Source organism: Hyphomonas adhaerens MHS-3 (genome assembly GCF_000685235.1).
Classification (GTDB): Bacteria; Pseudomonadota; Alphaproteobacteria; order Caulobacterales; family Hyphomonadaceae; genus Hyphomonas; species Hyphomonas adhaerens.
Window position 1 is genome coordinate 278,633 of sequence record NZ_ARYH01000002.1, and the last position, 17,543, is coordinate 296,175.

Here is a 17,543-nt window from a genome sequence, read left to right on the forward strand (position 1 = left end):
AGGAAAGCAACCATGATACGCCCCTTCATCTTATCCACTGTCTTTGCCGCATCCGCATTCTCTGCACTGGCGGACACGACCGAGACATACGATTTCTCTGGTTTCAATGAGCTCGACATCGCCGCGGGTGTGGAAGTCAAATATGAAACCGCCAGCACTTACAGCGTTGTTGCTGATTTCAGCCGCGGGGGGCCGGATGACATGAAGATCCGGCAAGATGGCGACCGGCTGTACATATCAAGGAAGATGACATCTGGCTGGGGCGACAAAGTTCGCGTCACTGTTCGCATAACCTCTCCAGAACTAAATGAAGTGGAAGCCAGTTCGGGGTCATCGATCCAAGCGCGAGGGATCAATGCGGATGATTTCACGCTCCGGGTGTCGAGTGGTGCATCAGCGGAATTGTCAGGCAGCTGCAAAGAGCTGGATTTAAAGGTCAGCTCGGGCGGCGATGCCGACGCCAAAAACCTGCAATGTCTCTCGCTTTCGGCCTCGGCAAGCAGCGGAGGATCAGCCAGCGCCTATGCAAGCGAAAGCGCCACAGGAAAAACCTCCAGCGGTGGAAGTATTGACGTTTGGGGCGATCCGCCAAGCCGGACCGCAAACCATTCTATCAGCGGCGGCAGCACGGACTTCCACTAGGAGAAGTCGAAGTCTTCCAGGCGGTAATCTGATTTCGGCCAGCTCAGGTCCATTTCCTCCAGAGCGCCGCGGACAAGCCGTGCGATCATGGCACTGCGGCGTGTCCGGCTGTCTGACGGAATGACATACCAGGGAGAATGCTTCGTCGAGCAACGCTGAACGGCTATTTCATACGCTGACATGTAGTCTTTCCAGAGCGCCCGGTCATCGAGATCCGCAGGATTGAACTTCCAGTATTTATGCTGTTCTTCGAGACGCTCACGCAGGCGGATACCCTGCTCTTCATAACCAATATTGAGCATGCACTTTACGATCGTGACACCATTTTCGGAGAGATGCTCCTCAAATGCGTTGATCTGCTCGTAGCGCTTTTCAATGTCTTCCGGGCTGGCAAAGCCCCGCACCTTCACGACAAGCACGTCCTCGTAGTGAGACCGGTCAAATATGCCGACATGTCCCTTCTTCGGAACCGCATTGTGGATACGCCAGAGATAATCACGCGCCAGTTCGTTTGAACTGGGCGCCTTGAACGCTTTCACCTCCATGCCGAGCGGGGTGGTATCAGCGAAGACGGATTTGATCGTGCCGGACTTTCCTGCCGTATCCATGCCTTGCAAAACGACCAGGATCGAACGCTTCTTTTCCGCGTAGAGTATGTCCTTCAACTCGTTGATTACGGCCGCGTCCTTTTTCAGGCTGGTTTTCGCGAGGGACTTGTCTTCGAAAAGGCTGCGGTCGCCGCTATCACGACTGGAGAGGTCAAAGGGCTTCCCCGGCTCCGCGATGAGGTGTTTGCGGACATCGGAAATGCTGGGAATGCTCATCGAGTTGAATCTCCAAGGAAAAAGGCCGCACCAGTCTGGCGCGGCCTTCTAAGTAGTTCAAGAAATTTGGTTTTCTTAGGACGAGTAGAATTCGACCACCTGAGCCGGTTCCATCTTCACCGGATACGGCACATCAGCCAGTTCCGGGACGCGCGTGAATGTTGCGCTCATCGCTTTCGGGTCGACTTCAACATATTCCGGCAGATCACGCTCAGGGCTGCCGAGTGCTTCGAGTACCAGAGCCATGTTGCGGGATTTTTCGCGGATCTGGACCACATCACCAGGCTTCAGGCGAACCGAGCCGATGTTACAGCGACGGCCGTTGAGCATGACGTGTCCATGGTTCACGAACTGCCGGGCCGCGAAGATCGTCGGGACGAACTTGGCGCGGTAGACGATCGCGTCGAGGCGCGATTCCAGCAAGCCGATCAGGTTCTCAGCTGTGTTGCCTTTGATCCGGGCGGCTTCTTCATAGATGCGAGAAAACTGCTTCTCGGTGAGGTCACCGTAGTAGCCCTTCAGTTTCTGCTTCGCCATCAGCTGCATGCCGAAGTCGGACGTCTTGTTGCGGCGGTTCTGGCCGTGCTGTCCGGGCTTGTAGTTGCGCTTGTTGACGGGGGACTTCGGGCGGCCCCAGATGTTCTCACCGACGCGACGGTCGATCTTGTACTTCGCGCTATGGCGACGTGACATGGTAGTACCTCATTATCGACGCGGGCCGGTGGGCAAGCTCATCCTGCCCACGATTACAACGGCGGCTCCGCACCATCCCGTTATGAAGCGGCGGGTAAAACACCAAACCAGCCCTTCCGTCAAGCTGTGTACCTGCTACAGCTACTGCAAATGACAAGGGAGGAAATCATGGGTTTACTGGATGGCCGCGTGGCGGTGATCACGGGGGCTGGAAGCGGTATTGGCCGCGCTGCCGCGGAAGCATTGGCAAAAGAAGGCGCCGCTGTCTTTGCAACAGACATTGACGAAGCGGGATTGCAGGTGACCGCAAGCAATATAAGCGCTGCCGGCGGCAAGGTCGAAACCCTGATCCAGGATGTCACTGACGAAGCCCTATGGGACAAGGTCATGGACCAGGCAGAAGCAACGCTCGGCTCCCCTACCATTCTCGTCAACAATGCCGGCATCGCTATCGGCGGAGCCATTCCGGAATTTTCGCTGGACGACTGGAAGACTCAAATGGCCGTGAATGTGGACAGCGTGTTTCTCGGAACGCGCGCAGCCATTCGTAAAATGCAAAGCAGCGGGGGGTCGATCGTCAACATCTCATCCGTTGCAGGTTTGCGCGGGGCGGCGGGGCTAAGCGCTTACTGTGCGTCGAAAGGCGCGGTCCGCCTATTCACCAAGGCCGCCGCCGTAGAGTGCGCACGCGCCGGCTGGCCGATCCGGGTGAATTCAGTTCATCCGGGTATTATCGACACGCCAATCTGGCAAAAATCGATTGGGCGTCTCAGCGAAGGGATGCCAGTTATTCCCGACGTTCCTGAGGGTGCGAACGCCTTGGATGCCGATACCCTGGGTGCTCAGGCTTCGCCGATGGGACGCCCCGGCCGCCCCGATGAGGTCGCAGACCTGATCGTGTATCTCGCATCGGACAAGTCCAGCTACATAAATGGCCAAGAGCATGTGGTGGACGGTGCGATGACAGCGGGCGGCTGATTTCTTCGAGCTGGCAACTTAAAGGAGCCTGCAGACGAGAAAAGCCACATCAGTGATGCGTGACAGTCAGCATTCACTGGCGGCGCGGAATCCTCTTTTATGCCGGTACCGCAGAGCAAACAGGAAGACAGATTCAGACGGGCTCATCGGATAATTCGGGCGCTGGTCCTGGGCGCCCGAATCACATCCTCCTGTTGCACCGGCCTGTCGACCAAAGTTCAAATTCTGAACGAAATTCGATCATTGCAGCCAGGAGGACATGCTTAATCTTCGTGAATCTGTCGTTCTGCCTTCAGGTCTTTCACGCGTGGAATGAAATGCTTTGCTTCCGAAGGAGCGGGGCGATAAGCCTGAAGTGTAGAGAATACTACAGGTTCAGAAAAAGCACACATCAACGTGCAAGCTTTTCGGACTGTGAAAGACGGGTTTTCGACAGCGGGCGTATTCCGTTCGTATAGTTTTAAATAGCGCTGCGTAGAATTGTGCAGTGAGATGGCAAGAAGTGTCCTGGATGATGAACGTGTGCTCCACGATCATTGAAAACCCGCGCCTCCCGGTGAGCCTGGTGCTTTCCGAGAATGAGGTAAAAGCTGTTGCATCTGCAGAAGGCGCCTCAGGCGACACTGCCACGCTTCCCCCAATTTATCCGGAATGGCTGGGTGACCGGGCTTTCTCGGCAACCCATGGCGCACGGTTCAATTATGTTGTCGGTGAAATGGCGCGCGGCATCGCCACGCCACGTATGGTTGTCGAGGCGGTGCGCGCTGGCTGTTTGGGGTTTTATGGTAGCGCCGGTCTTTCTCTCGATGAGATCGAGCGCGGTCTCCGCGAAATTAAAGCCGGTTTGTCCGATACGCAGATCAGCTGGGGAGCCAACCTGATCCACACACCACAGCAGCCCGGATATGAGGCCGACGTCGTGGATCTGTTCCTGCGTGAAGGCGTACGGCGGGTATCAGCCTCCGCCTATATGCGCCTGTCTCCGGAAATCGTGCGGTATACGGCTCTCGGGCTCCAACCTGGCCCGAATGGCGCGATTATTCGGACCAACCACGTATTTGCGAAGGTTTCTCGCGCAGAAGTCGCTGAGCAGTTTCTCGCCCCGGCCCCAGCGGCCATATTGAACGCACTCGTGGCGTCTGGTGCGATTTCGGCAGAACAGGCCCAAATGGCCGCTCGGGTTCCCGTTGCGGCCGAGATCACTGCAGAAGCAGACTCAGGCGGGCACACAGACCGGCGAGCGGCCGCGCCGCTGTTTACCTCCATTTGTGCCGCCCGGGACCGCATCGCGTCCAAAACGGGCATTGACCCTGACACGATCCGGATCGGACTGGCCGGAGGCATCGCCACACCTCACGCCGTCGCCGCGGCATTCAGCATGGGCGCCGCCTATGTTCTGACCGGATCCATAAATCAGGCGGCTGTTGAATCCGGTCTCTCCCTGCCCGGCCGCCAGCTGCTTGCAAAAGCTAGCCCTGCGGACGTGGTCATGGCTCCCGCCGCCGACATGTTCGAGCAAGGGGTGGAGGTGCAGGTGCTAAAACGCGGGACTCTGTTTGCCATGCGCGGAAAGAAACTGTTCCAGTTTTACCGCTCCGGCGCCGCCTTCGAGACGCTTGATCCAAAGGACCAGGCCTGGGTGGAAGATGTCCTGGGCGAGCCGTTCGAAGCCGCCTGGGAGTCGACACGGGACTATATTCGGACGGTCAATCCCAAAGAGGCCGCCCGTGCAGAGGCGGACGGCAACAAGCGGTTCGCCCTGGTCGCGAGACGTTACCTTTTCTCAGGTGCCCAGCTGGCGCGCGAAGGTGATCCTGATCGTCTCGCCGACTACCAGATATGGTGCGGCCCCGCACAGGGCGCGTTTAACGAATGGGTTGCAGGAACTTTTCTGGAAGACATTTCCAATCGTACGGTCCGTCAGATTGCATGGAACCTCATGGAAGGCGCTGCGCGTATCACCCGCGCAGCCCAGCTTCGGGCTGTTGGCGCCGCGGTTCCACCCACGGCATTCAATTTTACCCCACAACAATTCGCTGAATCGGAGGCTGCGTGATGGCCAAACAGACCGCTGCGCCTGTCGCTATCGTCGGCCTGGGCGCCGTATTTCCCGGACGTGGCGATGTAACGGGTTTCTGGCGGGACCTGTTCGAGGGCCGGGACCTGATCAGCGACGTGCCGCCCAGTCATTGGCTGGTAGAAGACTATTATGATGAAGATCCGAAAGCCAAAGACCGGACCTATGGCCGGCGTGGCGGTTTCATCAATCCCCTCGCATTTGACCCACTTTATTTTGGCATTCCCCCCAAAGCCATGGAGGGCACCGACACGGCGCAGCTTCTGGCGCTGATCGCAGCGCAAATGACTCTGGAAGACATCGAGCGCGACTCCGGCGGAATGATCGACAAGTCCCGCACGAGCATCATTCTCGGCGTTGCGTCCGCTACTGAAATGACCGCTCACATGGCGGGCCGCCTTCAACGCCCGGCATGGGTAAATGCGATGCGCCAGGCCGGACTGCCGGAAAGCCAGGTTCAGGATATCGCGCGCCGGATCGAAGATCATTACGTCGATTGGCAGGAAGCCACCTTTCCCGGCCTGCTCGGGAATGTAATTGCCGGGCGTATTGCAAACCGTTTCGATCTGACCGGCAGCAATTACGTGACAGATGCGGCTTGCGCCTCCAGCCTTTCGGCCTTGCAGATCGCACTCCATGAATTGCGTTCTGGTGACAGCGACACAGTCCTGACGGGAGGTGTCGATGCGCTGAATGATATCTTGATGTACATGTGCTTCTCCAAGACCCCGGCCCTATCGGTTTCTGGAGACTGCCGTCCGTTTTCGACCCGCGCAGACGGCACTATGCTGGGTGAAGGTGTCGGCATGCTTGCCTTACGGCGGCTAGACGACGCCGAGCGCGATGGAAACAAGATCTACGCGACGATCAGAGGGCTAGGTGGCGCCTCTGATGGCAAAGGAACGGCGATCTACAGCCCGGTTCCCCATGGACAAGCCCGCGCCTTAACGCGAGCATATGAGCAAGCCGGTTACGATCCGTCCACGGTGGACCTTGTTGAAGCCCACGGCACCGGCACGAAAGCTGGCGACAAAGCCGAAATCGAAGGCCTTCATATGGTCTTTGGCGAATATGCAAGCGAAGCTCCCTGGTGCGCGGTCGGGTCAATCAAAGCCCAGATCGGCCACACCAAAGCGGCCGCAGGTTCCGCGAGCCTGATTAAGGCCGCCCAGGCCCTTAGCCGCAAAGTTCTGCCGCCAACGATAAAAGTAGAAGAGCCGGCAGACGCCATCAAGAATAGCCCCGTGTTCTACCTCAATACTGAAGCTCGGCCCTGGATCTCACCCAAAAAACGTCCCCGCCGGGCCGCAGTCAGTTCCTTCGGCTTTGGAGGCAGCAATTTCCACGTCACGCTGGAGGAATACACCGGCCCGAATGCCGTAAAACCCTGGCGATGCCTTCCTGCGGAATTGTTTCTCTTTTCCGCCGATACGCCAGCGGCGCTCGCAACCCAAATTGAACCTTTTCAAACAAGTCTTTCGGAAGATGAATTCGCGTATCGTGCCTCGCAAACCCACGACTCGTTTGATGTGACCGCGCCGATCCGCGCCGCAATCGTTGCCCAATCACCGGAAGAACTCGCAGCAAAGGCGACGAGCGTCATTGAAGCCCTGCAGCGTGGTGAAGTAGCCAACCGGCCCATGAAAATGGGTTGCCACGTTTCTTTGGATCCGCCCACGGATGGAAAAGTTGCGTTCATGTTTTCCGGGCAAGGCAGTCAGTATGTCGGTATGGGAGCAGACCTCGCTATGGTCTTCCCCGATGCAAGAGCTGCTTGGGACGAAAGCGCTGGTCACAAGCGAGCGGGCGAACTGAAGCTTCACAAACTCGCATTTCCGCCTGCCGCATTTGATCAAGTCGAACACGGTGACCAGACCGACCGCCTGAAAGCCATGGAGCATGCCCAGCCCGCAATCGCAGCCGTCGCATTGTCACATCTCGCTTTGCTGGCCCGGGCTGGGGTGCAGGGTGACATGGCCGCCGGCCACAGTTTCGGAGAAATCATGGCCCTCCATTATGGGGGATCGATGAACACCACCGGCGCGTTGTCGGCGGCAGTCGATCGCGGCGCCCTGATGGCCGAAGCCGCCCAGTCCAGCTCAGGCTCCATGATGGCCGTTCAGGCAGCGTCGGAAGAGATCGGGCATATCATCTCCCGCTTCAGTCCGGATCTCGTGCTAGCCAATGACAATGGGCCAAGCCAAGTTGTGCTTTCAGGGCCGACTCAGACAGTGAACAGCGCCGTAGAAGCTTGTACACAGGAAGGGTTAAAAGCGCGGCTACTGCCTGTGGCGACCGCCTTCCATTCAAAGATCGTTGCGTCTGCGGTCGATCCGTTCGAAGCCGCCCTCAAAAAATTGCGCCTGCGCAAGCCGACCCTCCCGGTGTATGCCAACGCAACGGCAGAACCCTACACTTGCACTGGCACACAAATGCCGGAGGAAGTTGCCCGTCAGCTCGCCTCACCGGTGCGATTCAGGGAACTCGTCGAACGTATGTATGCGGATGGGGCCCGAATTTTCGTGGAAGTTGGACCCGGCTCTGTGGTGACAGGACTGGTCGACGATGTACTCGGCTCAAAACCACATAAATCCTTTGCGCTCGACAATAAGCGAGCAAACGGAGTGACTCAATTCCTGTCGACACTTGGGGCGCTCGCTGTCTCTGGCGTCCCTGTCGATTTCGCGACTCTGCTCGAAGATTTGCCAGCTGCCCTCCCTCGGAAAGCCCCACCGAAGCATGCAGTCATGATTTCGGGAGGTAATTACGGTAAGCCTTATCCCCCACCGGAGGGCGCTGCGGGTAAGGCGCCCCCAAACCCCGAACGACCCATACCTGCCACGACCAATTCCGCCGGGCCTCAGCCCCCAGCTGCAGCCAGCACTCACAGTTCCAATCCTGCCACTCCCTCATCTACCTCCAGTCCTCAGGAAACAGTCATGCCGGATTCATCCTATTCGTCGTTCCCTTCCATGCCGTCCTATGAACCGTCCGGATCAAATGGTGAGACTCCAGCCGAACGCGTCCTGATGGAAGTTTCCCGGCGTCATTCCGATTTTCTGAATATGGCTTCGTCGGCACATACCGCATACTTGAATACCGTATCGCAAGTCATGGGCGGCGCACTTGCATACCAAGCAGAACCTGCCAGAGCATTGCCCAATCCTGCACCTGCTCAGCCCCCCGCCATATCACCGACGGCCCGTCCTTCTGAACCGGTTGTGGCGGACGCGCCTGCTGCAAAGGCACCTACACCTGCACGCCCATCAGCGCCTGCTGTAGGAAAGCCCGCACAAACCAGGCAGACACCTTCAGCATCATCCTCGCCGACAATGGCACCGGCACCTGCAAACCCAGTTGCAGAAAAACCCGCTCCCGCCAGAAAACCATCAAGTACGGATGCGATCGCGCTCGTTCGCGGTATTATTGCAGACAAGACTGGTTATCCGGAAGACATGCTGGACCCGGACATGGATCTGGAAGGCGAACTCGGCGTCGACTCAATCAAGCAAGTCGAAATCCTGTCGACCATTCGGGAACAACTTCCAGAGTTGCCGGAGATCGATCCGGAACGCCTCGTGGAACTGCGCACAATCGCGGCGATTGCAGAAATGGTTTCAGGATCCAGCACCGCGCCGCAACCCGTCCGGACGGAACCGACTGAACCTGTTGCAGCGACCTCCGCCTCTCTAACGGAAGACGCCACCTCTGCCCCAGTCAATGGCAAGATCACCCCCGATATCGTTCGCACCCTGATTGCTGACAAGACCGGCTATCCGAGCGACATGTTGGAGGATGACATGGATCTGGAAGGCGAACTCGGGGTCGACTCGATCAAACAAGTCGAAATCCTGTCCGCGCTCCGCGATCAACACCCCGATCTGCCGGAAGTCGATCCTGAAGTATTGGTAGAACTCCGCACGATCAGGGCAATTGCTGATTTTTTTGCCTGAGGGGCGGCGCGCCTGAACTGGCGGTCCGTCCCGGCGCAGCAGACGCAGGGAATGTTCCTTATCAGAATGCCGTGCGGGCACTCAATTCTGTGCGCATTGCTTCGTATGACGGAACCACATCCCTGGAGCATTTGGGCGAAATTGAAATCACCAACGCTGCTCCGGACTACGCCGAAGCAATACGGCAAGCGATTGAAGCATTCGGCGGCAACGCCCGGATTGTCTCCGCGCCGCACAGCGCAGGCTTGTGCCTGCTCACGGAGGGTCTGACTGAGGGCCTCCTTGCCAATCGGCACCATATGGCGCTCCAGGCGATCCTGTCTGCCGATGGAAATATGCGCGTTATCGCACTCGACTGTGCATCGGCGCCAGCATTATCGGATATCGGCGGTATTTCCGGTCTGTGCCGTTCATTCCGGATCGAACGCCCGGGGACACGATTGACTTCTTTGTCTATATACGCGCCCGCAGATGTTGATGAAACCGCTTCACGGGTCGCTCGTTCCCTGGACCTGCCTGACAGTGATTACATGCTTCATACTGATGAAATCCGGCAGGACGTTCTGGGAGATGGCCTTCTTCCTCCGCCAGCCCATGAAGGCGCCAGCACATCACCTGTCTGGTTGATCTCAGGGGGCGGTCGAGGCGTAACGGCCAATTGTGCAGTTGAGCTCGCCAATCGAACTGGAGGAAGCTTCATCCTCCTGGGCCGCTCCGACATGACTGAATGGCCTGACTGGTTGGAGCCGGAAACGGATCTCAAAGCACTCCGGAGCGCTCTGGCAAAAAATTCGACCCGTCCCGGGACGCCGAAGAAGCCAGTGGAAATCGATCGCTTTGCACGCAAGCTTCTGGCGGGTGCAGAAATTGCCTCTACGATAAAATCTATAGAAACAGCCGGCGCGTACGCCCGCTATGTTCAGGCAGACATTGGAGATCGAGCAAGTCTTCGCTCGACGCTGGCCACACTCGTAAAGGAAGTGGGCGCTGTCACAGGTCTGGTTCACGGAGCTGGCGTTCTGTCAGACGGACTTGTCAGTACGCTCGATCTGCAAAGCTTCGAGACTGTTTTTGCCCCCAAAGTCATGGGATTGGAAATCATTCTGTCTTGTCTCGACAAACGGTCTCTCAGCCACATCGCGCTTTTTTCATCAGCTTCCGCCGTATTCGGCAATGAGGGACAGGCGAATTATGCGGCGGCCAATGCTTGGCTGAATAATGTCGCAATCCAACTCGCAACCAGTATGCCTGACACACAAGTGAAGTCATTCTGCTGGGGACCCTGGCATGGCGGAATGGTCGATGATGCTCTGGCTCGTATGTTCACGGAACGCGGAATAGGTCTAATCACCAGGCAAGAGGGCGCCCGCATCTTTGCAGATCAGCTCCTGAATTCACCTCATGATCAAGTGCGTTTCGTTGTCGGCGACGAATGGGGCGATCAATGAGCCATCTCGAACCTGTCGCGATTATTGGACAGGGGTGTGTTCTGCCGGGTGCGAATTCTCCGGATGAACTCTCCAAAATCGTGATGGAGCAGAAAGTCGTTTACGGCCCAGTGCCCTCGGCAGAACTGGGATTATCTGGAATTTCTTCAAACTCACATTCGTTTGTATCAGGACGCGTCAAAGGGTTTGAGCGTATTTACGATCCTGACCGCTTCCGGCTGAAGTCCGTTCGCGCCGAGGAATTAGATCCCACCTGTAGCTGGTCACTGAATGCTGCACTTGATGCGTGGAAGGATGCATCCAGCCCAAAAGTGAAGCGGTCGGCTATCGGGGTATTTGTTGCAAACCTGTCCTACCCATCCGCCGGACATGTAGAATTTGCCACAAAGACATGGCGGGGTGAAAAACCACCGCCTGCGCATTTGGTATTTAACTCCGCCCTTCCGTCACGTCTGATAGCTGAAGCATTGCGCTCAAGCGGGCCCTGCCTGTCGCTCGATGCGGCGTGCGCCTCTTCGCTATACGGAATCGATATTGCCTGCCGAAAACTGCAGGCAGGACAGATCGATTGCGCCGTCGTCGCTGGCGTAAATGCGGCTGACAATCTGATCCTCCACATCGGATTTGAGGCCCTGAATGCGCTAAGCCCGACAGGAAGGTCCCGGCCGTTTGTGCAAGGCGCCGATGGCCTGGTGCCATCTGAGGGTGCCGCCGCGTTGGTCCTGAAAAGGCTCAGCGATGTGGAACCGGGCGAAAAGGTCTACGGCATCATTCGTGGTAGCGGGCTCTCGAATGATGGGCGGCGCAAAGGCTTGCTTGCTCCCGCGGCCGACGGGCAAGCTGATGCCATGCAGCTGGCACTGGAGAGCGGCGCCATTGATCCCCTCACCATCCAATATCTGGAATGTCATGCGACCGGCACATCCGTTGGTGATGGCGTGGAAGTCTCGTCGATCCGGTCTGTGTATGCGGACCTTGAAAACTTGCCTGTAGGGTCGCTCAAAGCGAACACCGGACATCTGATCACAGTCGCCGGCCTCGCAAGTGTTTTAAAACTTACCGGCGCCATGGCACAGGAAACTCTGCCCCCGACACCGGTAGATGGTGAAATTCTGAAGCAACTCCAGAATTCTAATCTGAACGTTCAGTCCTCACAGGCCTCGTGGAAGACTGAAAGCGGACCAAGACGCGCCGCGATCAGCAATTTCGGGTTCGGCGGCAACAATGCTCACCTCATCCTGGAGCAGCACCAGCCTTCCGCACGACCAGGGCGAAATAAAGCCTTCAAACAGCGCCCTGCCCCGGATGTCGTCATCTGCGCAGCAACGCTCATGGCCGGCACCGATCGCACAACCGAAGCGGTTCTGCGACGGGTCATGAACCAGCCGATCAATGCTGCGGGCAAACTGAAAGAAATCGGCGCGAACGCCGCAAATGCGAGGACACCTCCCTTAGACCTGACACAGGCCGAACCACATCAATTAGCAATCCTGTCGACCGTCAGTGAAGCGCTGAACCGTGTGTCGCCGGTTGAGAGCAGTCAGACGGGTGTCTTTGCGGGCATGGCCTGCGCCGCGGACTCCGCACGCTGGGCGCTCAGAGAGAGAGTCTCTTCCGACACAACTCGATCGCCTGACGATATCGCTCCGAAACTTGATGCGGCGATGGTGCTCGGCGCTATGGCCAACATGACAGCGAACAGGATCACGTTCGGCCGGGACATCAGGGGGATGGGATATTCCGTCTCGGCGGGGTCAGCGAGCGGGCCTGCCGCTCTGGATCTCGCGATTGATGCACTCGTCTCTGGCCGACTGTCGATGGCGATTGTCGCCGCGGCCGACTTCGCGACGGAGCCTGTCCGCGCGAAAGCACTGCAGACTCTCAATGGGATAGACAATCCGGGCGACGCGGCTGCCGCGCTTGTTCTCAAGCGCCGTGAGGATGCCGAAGCCGCAGGTGATCCGATACTCGCGTCGCTCAAGTCCATTGAGTGGAAGAACTCGAAAGCCCACCAAGAGGAAGATCTGTTCGCATCAATCTACGGCAAAGCGCCGGATGCAGACGCCTTGGTTCGGATTGCCCTCGATCTGCTTCTGAACGCCCACAGCCACAAGCCGACCCCAGTGGGCGCTGTCCCGACCCTCTCGTCTCCTCAGAAAAAAATCCGGATATCCGTTCCAACGGGCCTCACAAACACCGGCGCAGTTGTTTCGCTTGCGCCTGCACCGCCATTGGTGGTGCCAGATCCTTTAAGACCGACGCCGTCCCTGTACCACGCAGCAGCTGGCAGCCCGCAAAAACTGGCGGAGAAGCTGCAGGCAAGGCATGAAGGTGGCCGAGGTAAATGCCGGATAGCCATCGTTGCCCCAGACCAAAGCCAGATGGACACGCTGCGGGAAGCTGCAGCGCGACAGCTTTCAAAAGGCCACTCACCGGAAGGGAACGGAATCTATTTCGGTGAAGGCAAGCCGGAGGGGGAGCTTGCCTTCCTGTTCACCGGATCAGCCGCCGTTTATCCGCGAATGGCAAGACGCCTTCTTATGGCGTTTCCGGACATCCGGAAGAAACTGGCAAAGCTCTCTCGTGCAGAAGACATTGCTGCGCTTCTGTCTCGTGCGAGCCTTTCCGAATTTGAACAATTGTGCGCAGGCACTCTCGTTAGCCAAGCGCACGCCGCCCTGTGGCTGGACATCCTCAAGGTAAAACCTGACGCAGCCATCGGCCTCTCACTCGGCGAGTCCAATGCCCTGTTTTCCTTTGGATACTGGGAAGACCCCGGTGCACTGCTTGATGAGATTTCCGATGCCGCGATGTACGAGCGTCATATCGGCGGTGAATTCGAAACGGCCAAACAGGCCTGGGGACCCAACGTCCCCTCCGACTGGACCAATTGGCGGCTGCAGGCGCCGGTCAGCAAAGTAAAGGCTGCCCTTCCGCGATACCCAGGTGTCGAGATCACCATCATTTATTCCGATGAAGACTGCATGATCGGCGGGCCTGCGGAGTCTTGCCGCCAGCTGTGCGAAGAATTTGGCAAACGCGCTGGTGTGAAAATGAACCAGCACCTGATTGTGCACGCTAAGGCCATGCAGCCGTTTGCCGACACGTGGCGTCGTTTACACACACGGGAAGTACATTCTGGGTCGGGTGTGCGGTTGTACGCCAACGCCATTCATGGCGCCTATGAGCCTGAGACGGATGTTGTCGCGGACATGCTGACGCGGCAAGCCGTCGATACGGTGGATTTCCCCAGGACGATACGTCAGGCTTGGGCGGATGGTGTGCGGACCTTCCTGGAACTCGGCCCGCGGGACACGCTAACGGCCAGCCTTTCCAAGACATTGAAAGATAAGCCTTTCAAGGCCATTGCGACGGACAGGATCGAAATGTCGGACCTTGGCCAGATCGCCCATGCTGCGGCGTTTCTTTATGCCGACGGCCGGGAAATCGATCTGACCCCGCTCCTTGAAACGCTCACTGCGGCAAAGAAAAACGAGGCCGCCCCCGCCGGCCAATGGAACGCAAAACGACCGGTGCCTTACCCCATGCCAAAAATCGTCAAAGCCCCAGCACGCCCTGTCCATGGCGGACTACCCCCTGCGCCCAAGCTGCGCATGCCGGACTATGCCATGACCATACCGTGCCAGCAGACGACCAAACCGAGCCTTCCGCCGGAACCTGTTCCGGGAAAATGTGCCGAACCTCCGCAAAAAGTGGTCCGCGGCACCACCGCTCTGCGTCCGCGCACACCGACCGGCCCAAAGCGCGACCGCCTGGCTGTCGAAGCGTCGACGCGAGGCAAGATGTCCGAGTTCTTCGGTCCGGCCTTCAAGGCCCAGGACGCGTTCAGCCGTCAGGTGCGCCTGCCGGCACCCCCGCTTTTGCTGGTCGACCGGATAACCGGCATTGATGCGGCCCCGGCCGAAGAAGCGGGCGGCGTGATCTGGACTGAAACGGACCTGACGAACCACAAGGACTTCACGCATGACGGCCGCATACGTCCCGGCCCGCTAATCGAATGCGGCCAGGCCGACCTCACGCTGATTGGCTGGATGGGCGCCGATTTTCGAAACAGGGATGAGCGAGTCTATCGCCTGCTGGGTTGCGAAATCACGTTCCACGAAGGCGGCTTGCCAAGCAGCGACGACACGCTGAACTTCCAGATTGAAATTACCGGGCATGCCGAATTGGGCGGTGTACGAATGTTCTTCTTCCAGTACGACTGCCGCACGGAAGACCGACTGGCGTTCTCCGTTCGCAATGGGCAGGCAGGCTTCTTCACCGACGAAGAGTTGGCCAACAGCAAAGGCGTCATCTGGGATGCCGCGAAGAATGCCCCGCCGACACCGGACCCTGTCGTCTTCGAATCCCAACGCGTCAGCGCCAAGCGGAGGTTTTCCGAGGATGACGTGAACGCCTTCCGGAAAGGCGATGCATTCGCCTGCTTCGGAGAGGGCTTTGAACTCTGCGCTGCCCATTCCAATCCACCACATATTCCGGATGGAAAGCTGGCGCTATTTGAAGATGTCATCGCATTTGACCCGCAAGGCGGACCATGGAAGCGCGGTTATCTCAAAGCTCGCGCAGCCACCCCCGCCTCCACCTGGTTTTATGACGGGCACTTCCACAACGACCCCTGCATGCCCGGCACATTGATGGCGGAGGCGGCGGTTCAGGCTCTGGAATTTTATGCGGCCGCCGTCGGCCTGACGGTCGAAAGGGATGGGTATGTCTTCGAACCTGTTCCGGAACACACTGCGAAGTTCGTATGTCGTGGACAAGTCATCCCGGATAAGGACCATGAAGTGACCTATGAGGTCTTCATTGATGAAATCATCGATGGAGAGACCCCGGAAATCTACGCCTCCCTGCTTGCCCGATCTGACGGGCACAAAGTCTTTCACTGCCCGCGCTTTGGCATCCGCCTGCGCCGAAACTGGCCTGCACCACGCGTCGATGCCCATCCGCTGCGGATCGGCCCGGAGCGCGAAAGCCGCGGCGACCAGGCGGCGCTGCTCGATTGCGCAAATGGGGCCCCTTCCGCTGCGTTTGGCGACATGTACCGGCCATATGACGATCAGGGCAATGTCCCACGCCTGCCGCAACCGCCCTATCACTTCATCTCCCGCGTCACCTCCGTCACAACCCGTCCTGCGGAGGAAACGCTTGGCGCAACGATGACGGCCGAATACGACATCCCCTCCGATGCCTGGTATTTCGATGACAATCTGAATGGCACCATGCCGTTTGCCATTCTCTGCGAGATCGCCCTGCAACCATGTGGATGGCTCGCAAGCCATTCCGGTTTTGCACTCGTGGGCACGCTCCGGTTCCGGAACCTTGAAGGTGACGGGTTCCTTCACATGGAAGTGGACCGGAACGACGGTATGCTGAAGGTCCGGAGCACGCTGACGAGCATCTCCAAGGTCGGGCCGATGACGCTCGTCTCGTTCGATGTCGAGGTTATCACCGGTGATGGCAGAAAAGTGCTGGACCTCAAGACACAGTTCGGCTTCTTCCCGCCCTCTTCTCTGGTTCGCCAGGCTGGCTTGCCGGCAAAGCCCCACTTCAGTGAGGCTTTCGACCTGCGCCCGACCGCAATGCAGATCGACATTCAGGCGCCGCACGCCTCCCGCAGAATGCAGATGATTGACGAAATCGACTTCTGTGATCCGGATGGCGGTGAGGCTGGCCTTGGCTTGATCCGCGCACAACAGCATGTGGATCCATATGCATGGTATTTCAAGGCGCACTTCTATCAGGATCCGGTCCAGCCTGGTTCCCTCGGTCTGGACGCCATGGTCCAGGCACTGACACAGCTTGTCTGGAAAAAGGGCCTGCACAAGGGCACGAAGCGCCCGCACCTGACCACGCTCGCGCCAAACGCGCCCATGAAGTGGAGCTATCGCGGACAGGTTACGCCTGAGCGGAAAACCGTGACGAGTGTCATGGAGATCCTGAGTATCGAGGACCGTGGCGAAGACCTGCTTATAACCGCAAGAGGCAGTCTGTGGCGGGACGGTCTTCGCGTTTATGAAGTTGGCCCCATGAGCGTGTCGCTCAAAGATCTCGGCTAAACTGCCAGAGCCCTGCTCAGAACAAGCTGGCCCACCTGACGGGTCTCGACAGACAGGACCAACGCATCATGTTCCATGGTGAACTGATCCGAGTGGCCCGCGATATAGGTCGCCGGAAGCTTGATCCGAGGTGCACCGCCTTTTAGGCCTGTGCCACCCGCCTTGAGGATAGCCTCCTTAGCGGTCCAGCATCGGAAGAAGGGTTCCAGCCCCGGACGTTCAGCCAAGGCAACGCGAATAGTGGAGGCCTCTTCGGGCCGGGCCAGCATCTTCAGCATCGGCTCCCAACTGACAGGCCGTATGAGTTCCAGATCCACGCCGACAGGTCCGGTGCGGGACAGGGAAAGCGCATTCCATCCTTCGCTGTCCGAAAAGCTGATTTCGACATTCGGGAAACCTGGCAGGCTGGGTTTACCCAAATTATCATGGGCAATCTCCACGCGGTCAGGTGCGCATCCGAGCAACTCGGAAAGCAGGTGGCGCCGCTCCGCCAGACTGGCCGAGAGCATGTTTTGTTTAACTGGTGAGACAAGGCGCGCGACGCGGGCCGTCTCCGCCTCTGACAGAACGCCCGGGTCTATCGCCCGCTGAACGGATTTCCAAAACCACGTCCCTTCAGCCCCACGCTGTGGCGGTCCGCCCCCTCCAATGGAATGCACAGTCTCAAGCATCAATCCGATTTGTAGGCCGCCCCACCTCCAAATGCCAGACAGAACAGCGAACGACGAAAACCGGCAGAACAGAGAATTTTCTATGCGAAGAAAAATCGCTCAACGCGACTTTGGCTAGCGATAACCGGCAATACTGATTGCGTCGCAAAGCTGCCGGTTGGAATCACGCGTGGAGATTGC

At 58.2% G+C, this 17,543-nt stretch carries 9 protein-coding genes; 6 read left to right on the plus strand and 3 right to left on the minus strand.

Annotation, left to right across the window (positions count from 1 at the left end; translation table 11 throughout):
• The first annotated feature begins 12 nt into the window (after positions 1 to 12).
• Positions 13 to 642: a GIN domain-containing protein gene (locus tag HAD_RS13425; protein WP_035572528.1), complete on the plus strand. Its 630-nt coding sequence runs from the start codon at positions 13 to 15 to the stop codon at positions 640 to 642.
• Here the strand turns inward: HAD_RS13425 and HAD_RS13430 are convergent.
• Both HAD_RS13430 and rpsD read right to left on the minus strand, forming a co-directional pair.
• Entirely contained in the window at positions 639 to 1,466 is an 828-nt protein-coding gene (locus HAD_RS13430; protein ID WP_035572530.1) for a PPK2 family polyphosphate kinase, read from the minus strand. The two genes, HAD_RS13425 and HAD_RS13430, sit on opposite strands and share 4 nt — an antisense overlap.
• A gap of 75 nt (positions 1,467 to 1,541) precedes the next feature.
• Positions 1,542 to 2,159, minus strand: a complete 618-nt coding sequence (rpsD, locus tag HAD_RS13435; RefSeq protein ID WP_035572531.1) for a 30S ribosomal protein S4 — start codon at positions 2,157 to 2,159, stop codon at positions 1,542 to 1,544.
• Between the two features lie 168 nt (positions 2,160 to 2,327).
• Between rpsD and HAD_RS13440 the strand changes: the two genes are divergently transcribed.
• The 5 genes from HAD_RS13440 (at position 2,328) to HAD_RS18130 (ending at position 16,692) form a co-directional block, all read left to right on the plus strand.
• A complete protein-coding gene (locus tag HAD_RS13440; RefSeq protein ID WP_084331969.1) occupies positions 2,328 to 3,137 on the plus strand; it encodes an SDR family NAD(P)-dependent oxidoreductase in 810 nt (269 codons plus the stop codon).
• A 511-nt stretch (positions 3,138 to 3,648) separates the two neighbouring features.
• Entirely contained in the window at positions 3,649 to 5,193 is a 1,545-nt protein-coding gene (locus HAD_RS13445; protein ID WP_035572532.1) for a PfaD family polyunsaturated fatty acid/polyketide biosynthesis protein, read from the plus strand.
• Complete coding sequence (locus tag HAD_RS13450) at positions 5,193 to 9,167, plus strand: type I polyketide synthase (RefSeq protein ID WP_051596304.1); 3,975 nt, start codon at positions 5,193 to 5,195, stop codon at positions 9,165 to 9,167. Before HAD_RS13445 ends, HAD_RS13450 begins: the two co-directional genes overlap by 1 nt.
• Before the next feature lie 71 nt (positions 9,168 to 9,238).
• A complete protein-coding gene (locus HAD_RS18125; RefSeq protein ID WP_051596305.1) occupies positions 9,239 to 10,615 on the plus strand; it encodes an SDR family NAD(P)-dependent oxidoreductase in 1,377 nt (458 codons plus the stop codon).
• Complete coding sequence (locus tag HAD_RS18130; protein ID WP_162177518.1) at positions 10,612 to 16,692, plus strand: beta-ketoacyl synthase N-terminal-like domain-containing protein; 6,081 nt, start codon at positions 10,612 to 10,614, stop codon at positions 16,690 to 16,692. The genes HAD_RS18125 and HAD_RS18130 overlap by 4 nt, the downstream gene beginning before the upstream one ends.
• Here the strand turns inward: HAD_RS18130 and HAD_RS13465 are convergent.
• Positions 16,689 to 17,201: a 4'-phosphopantetheinyl transferase family protein gene (locus HAD_RS13465; protein WP_162177519.1), complete on the minus strand. Its 513-nt coding sequence runs from the start codon at positions 17,199 to 17,201 to the stop codon at positions 16,689 to 16,691. The two genes, HAD_RS18130 and HAD_RS13465, sit on opposite strands and share 4 nt — an antisense overlap.
• Positions 17,202 to 17,543 lie beyond the last annotated feature (342 nt).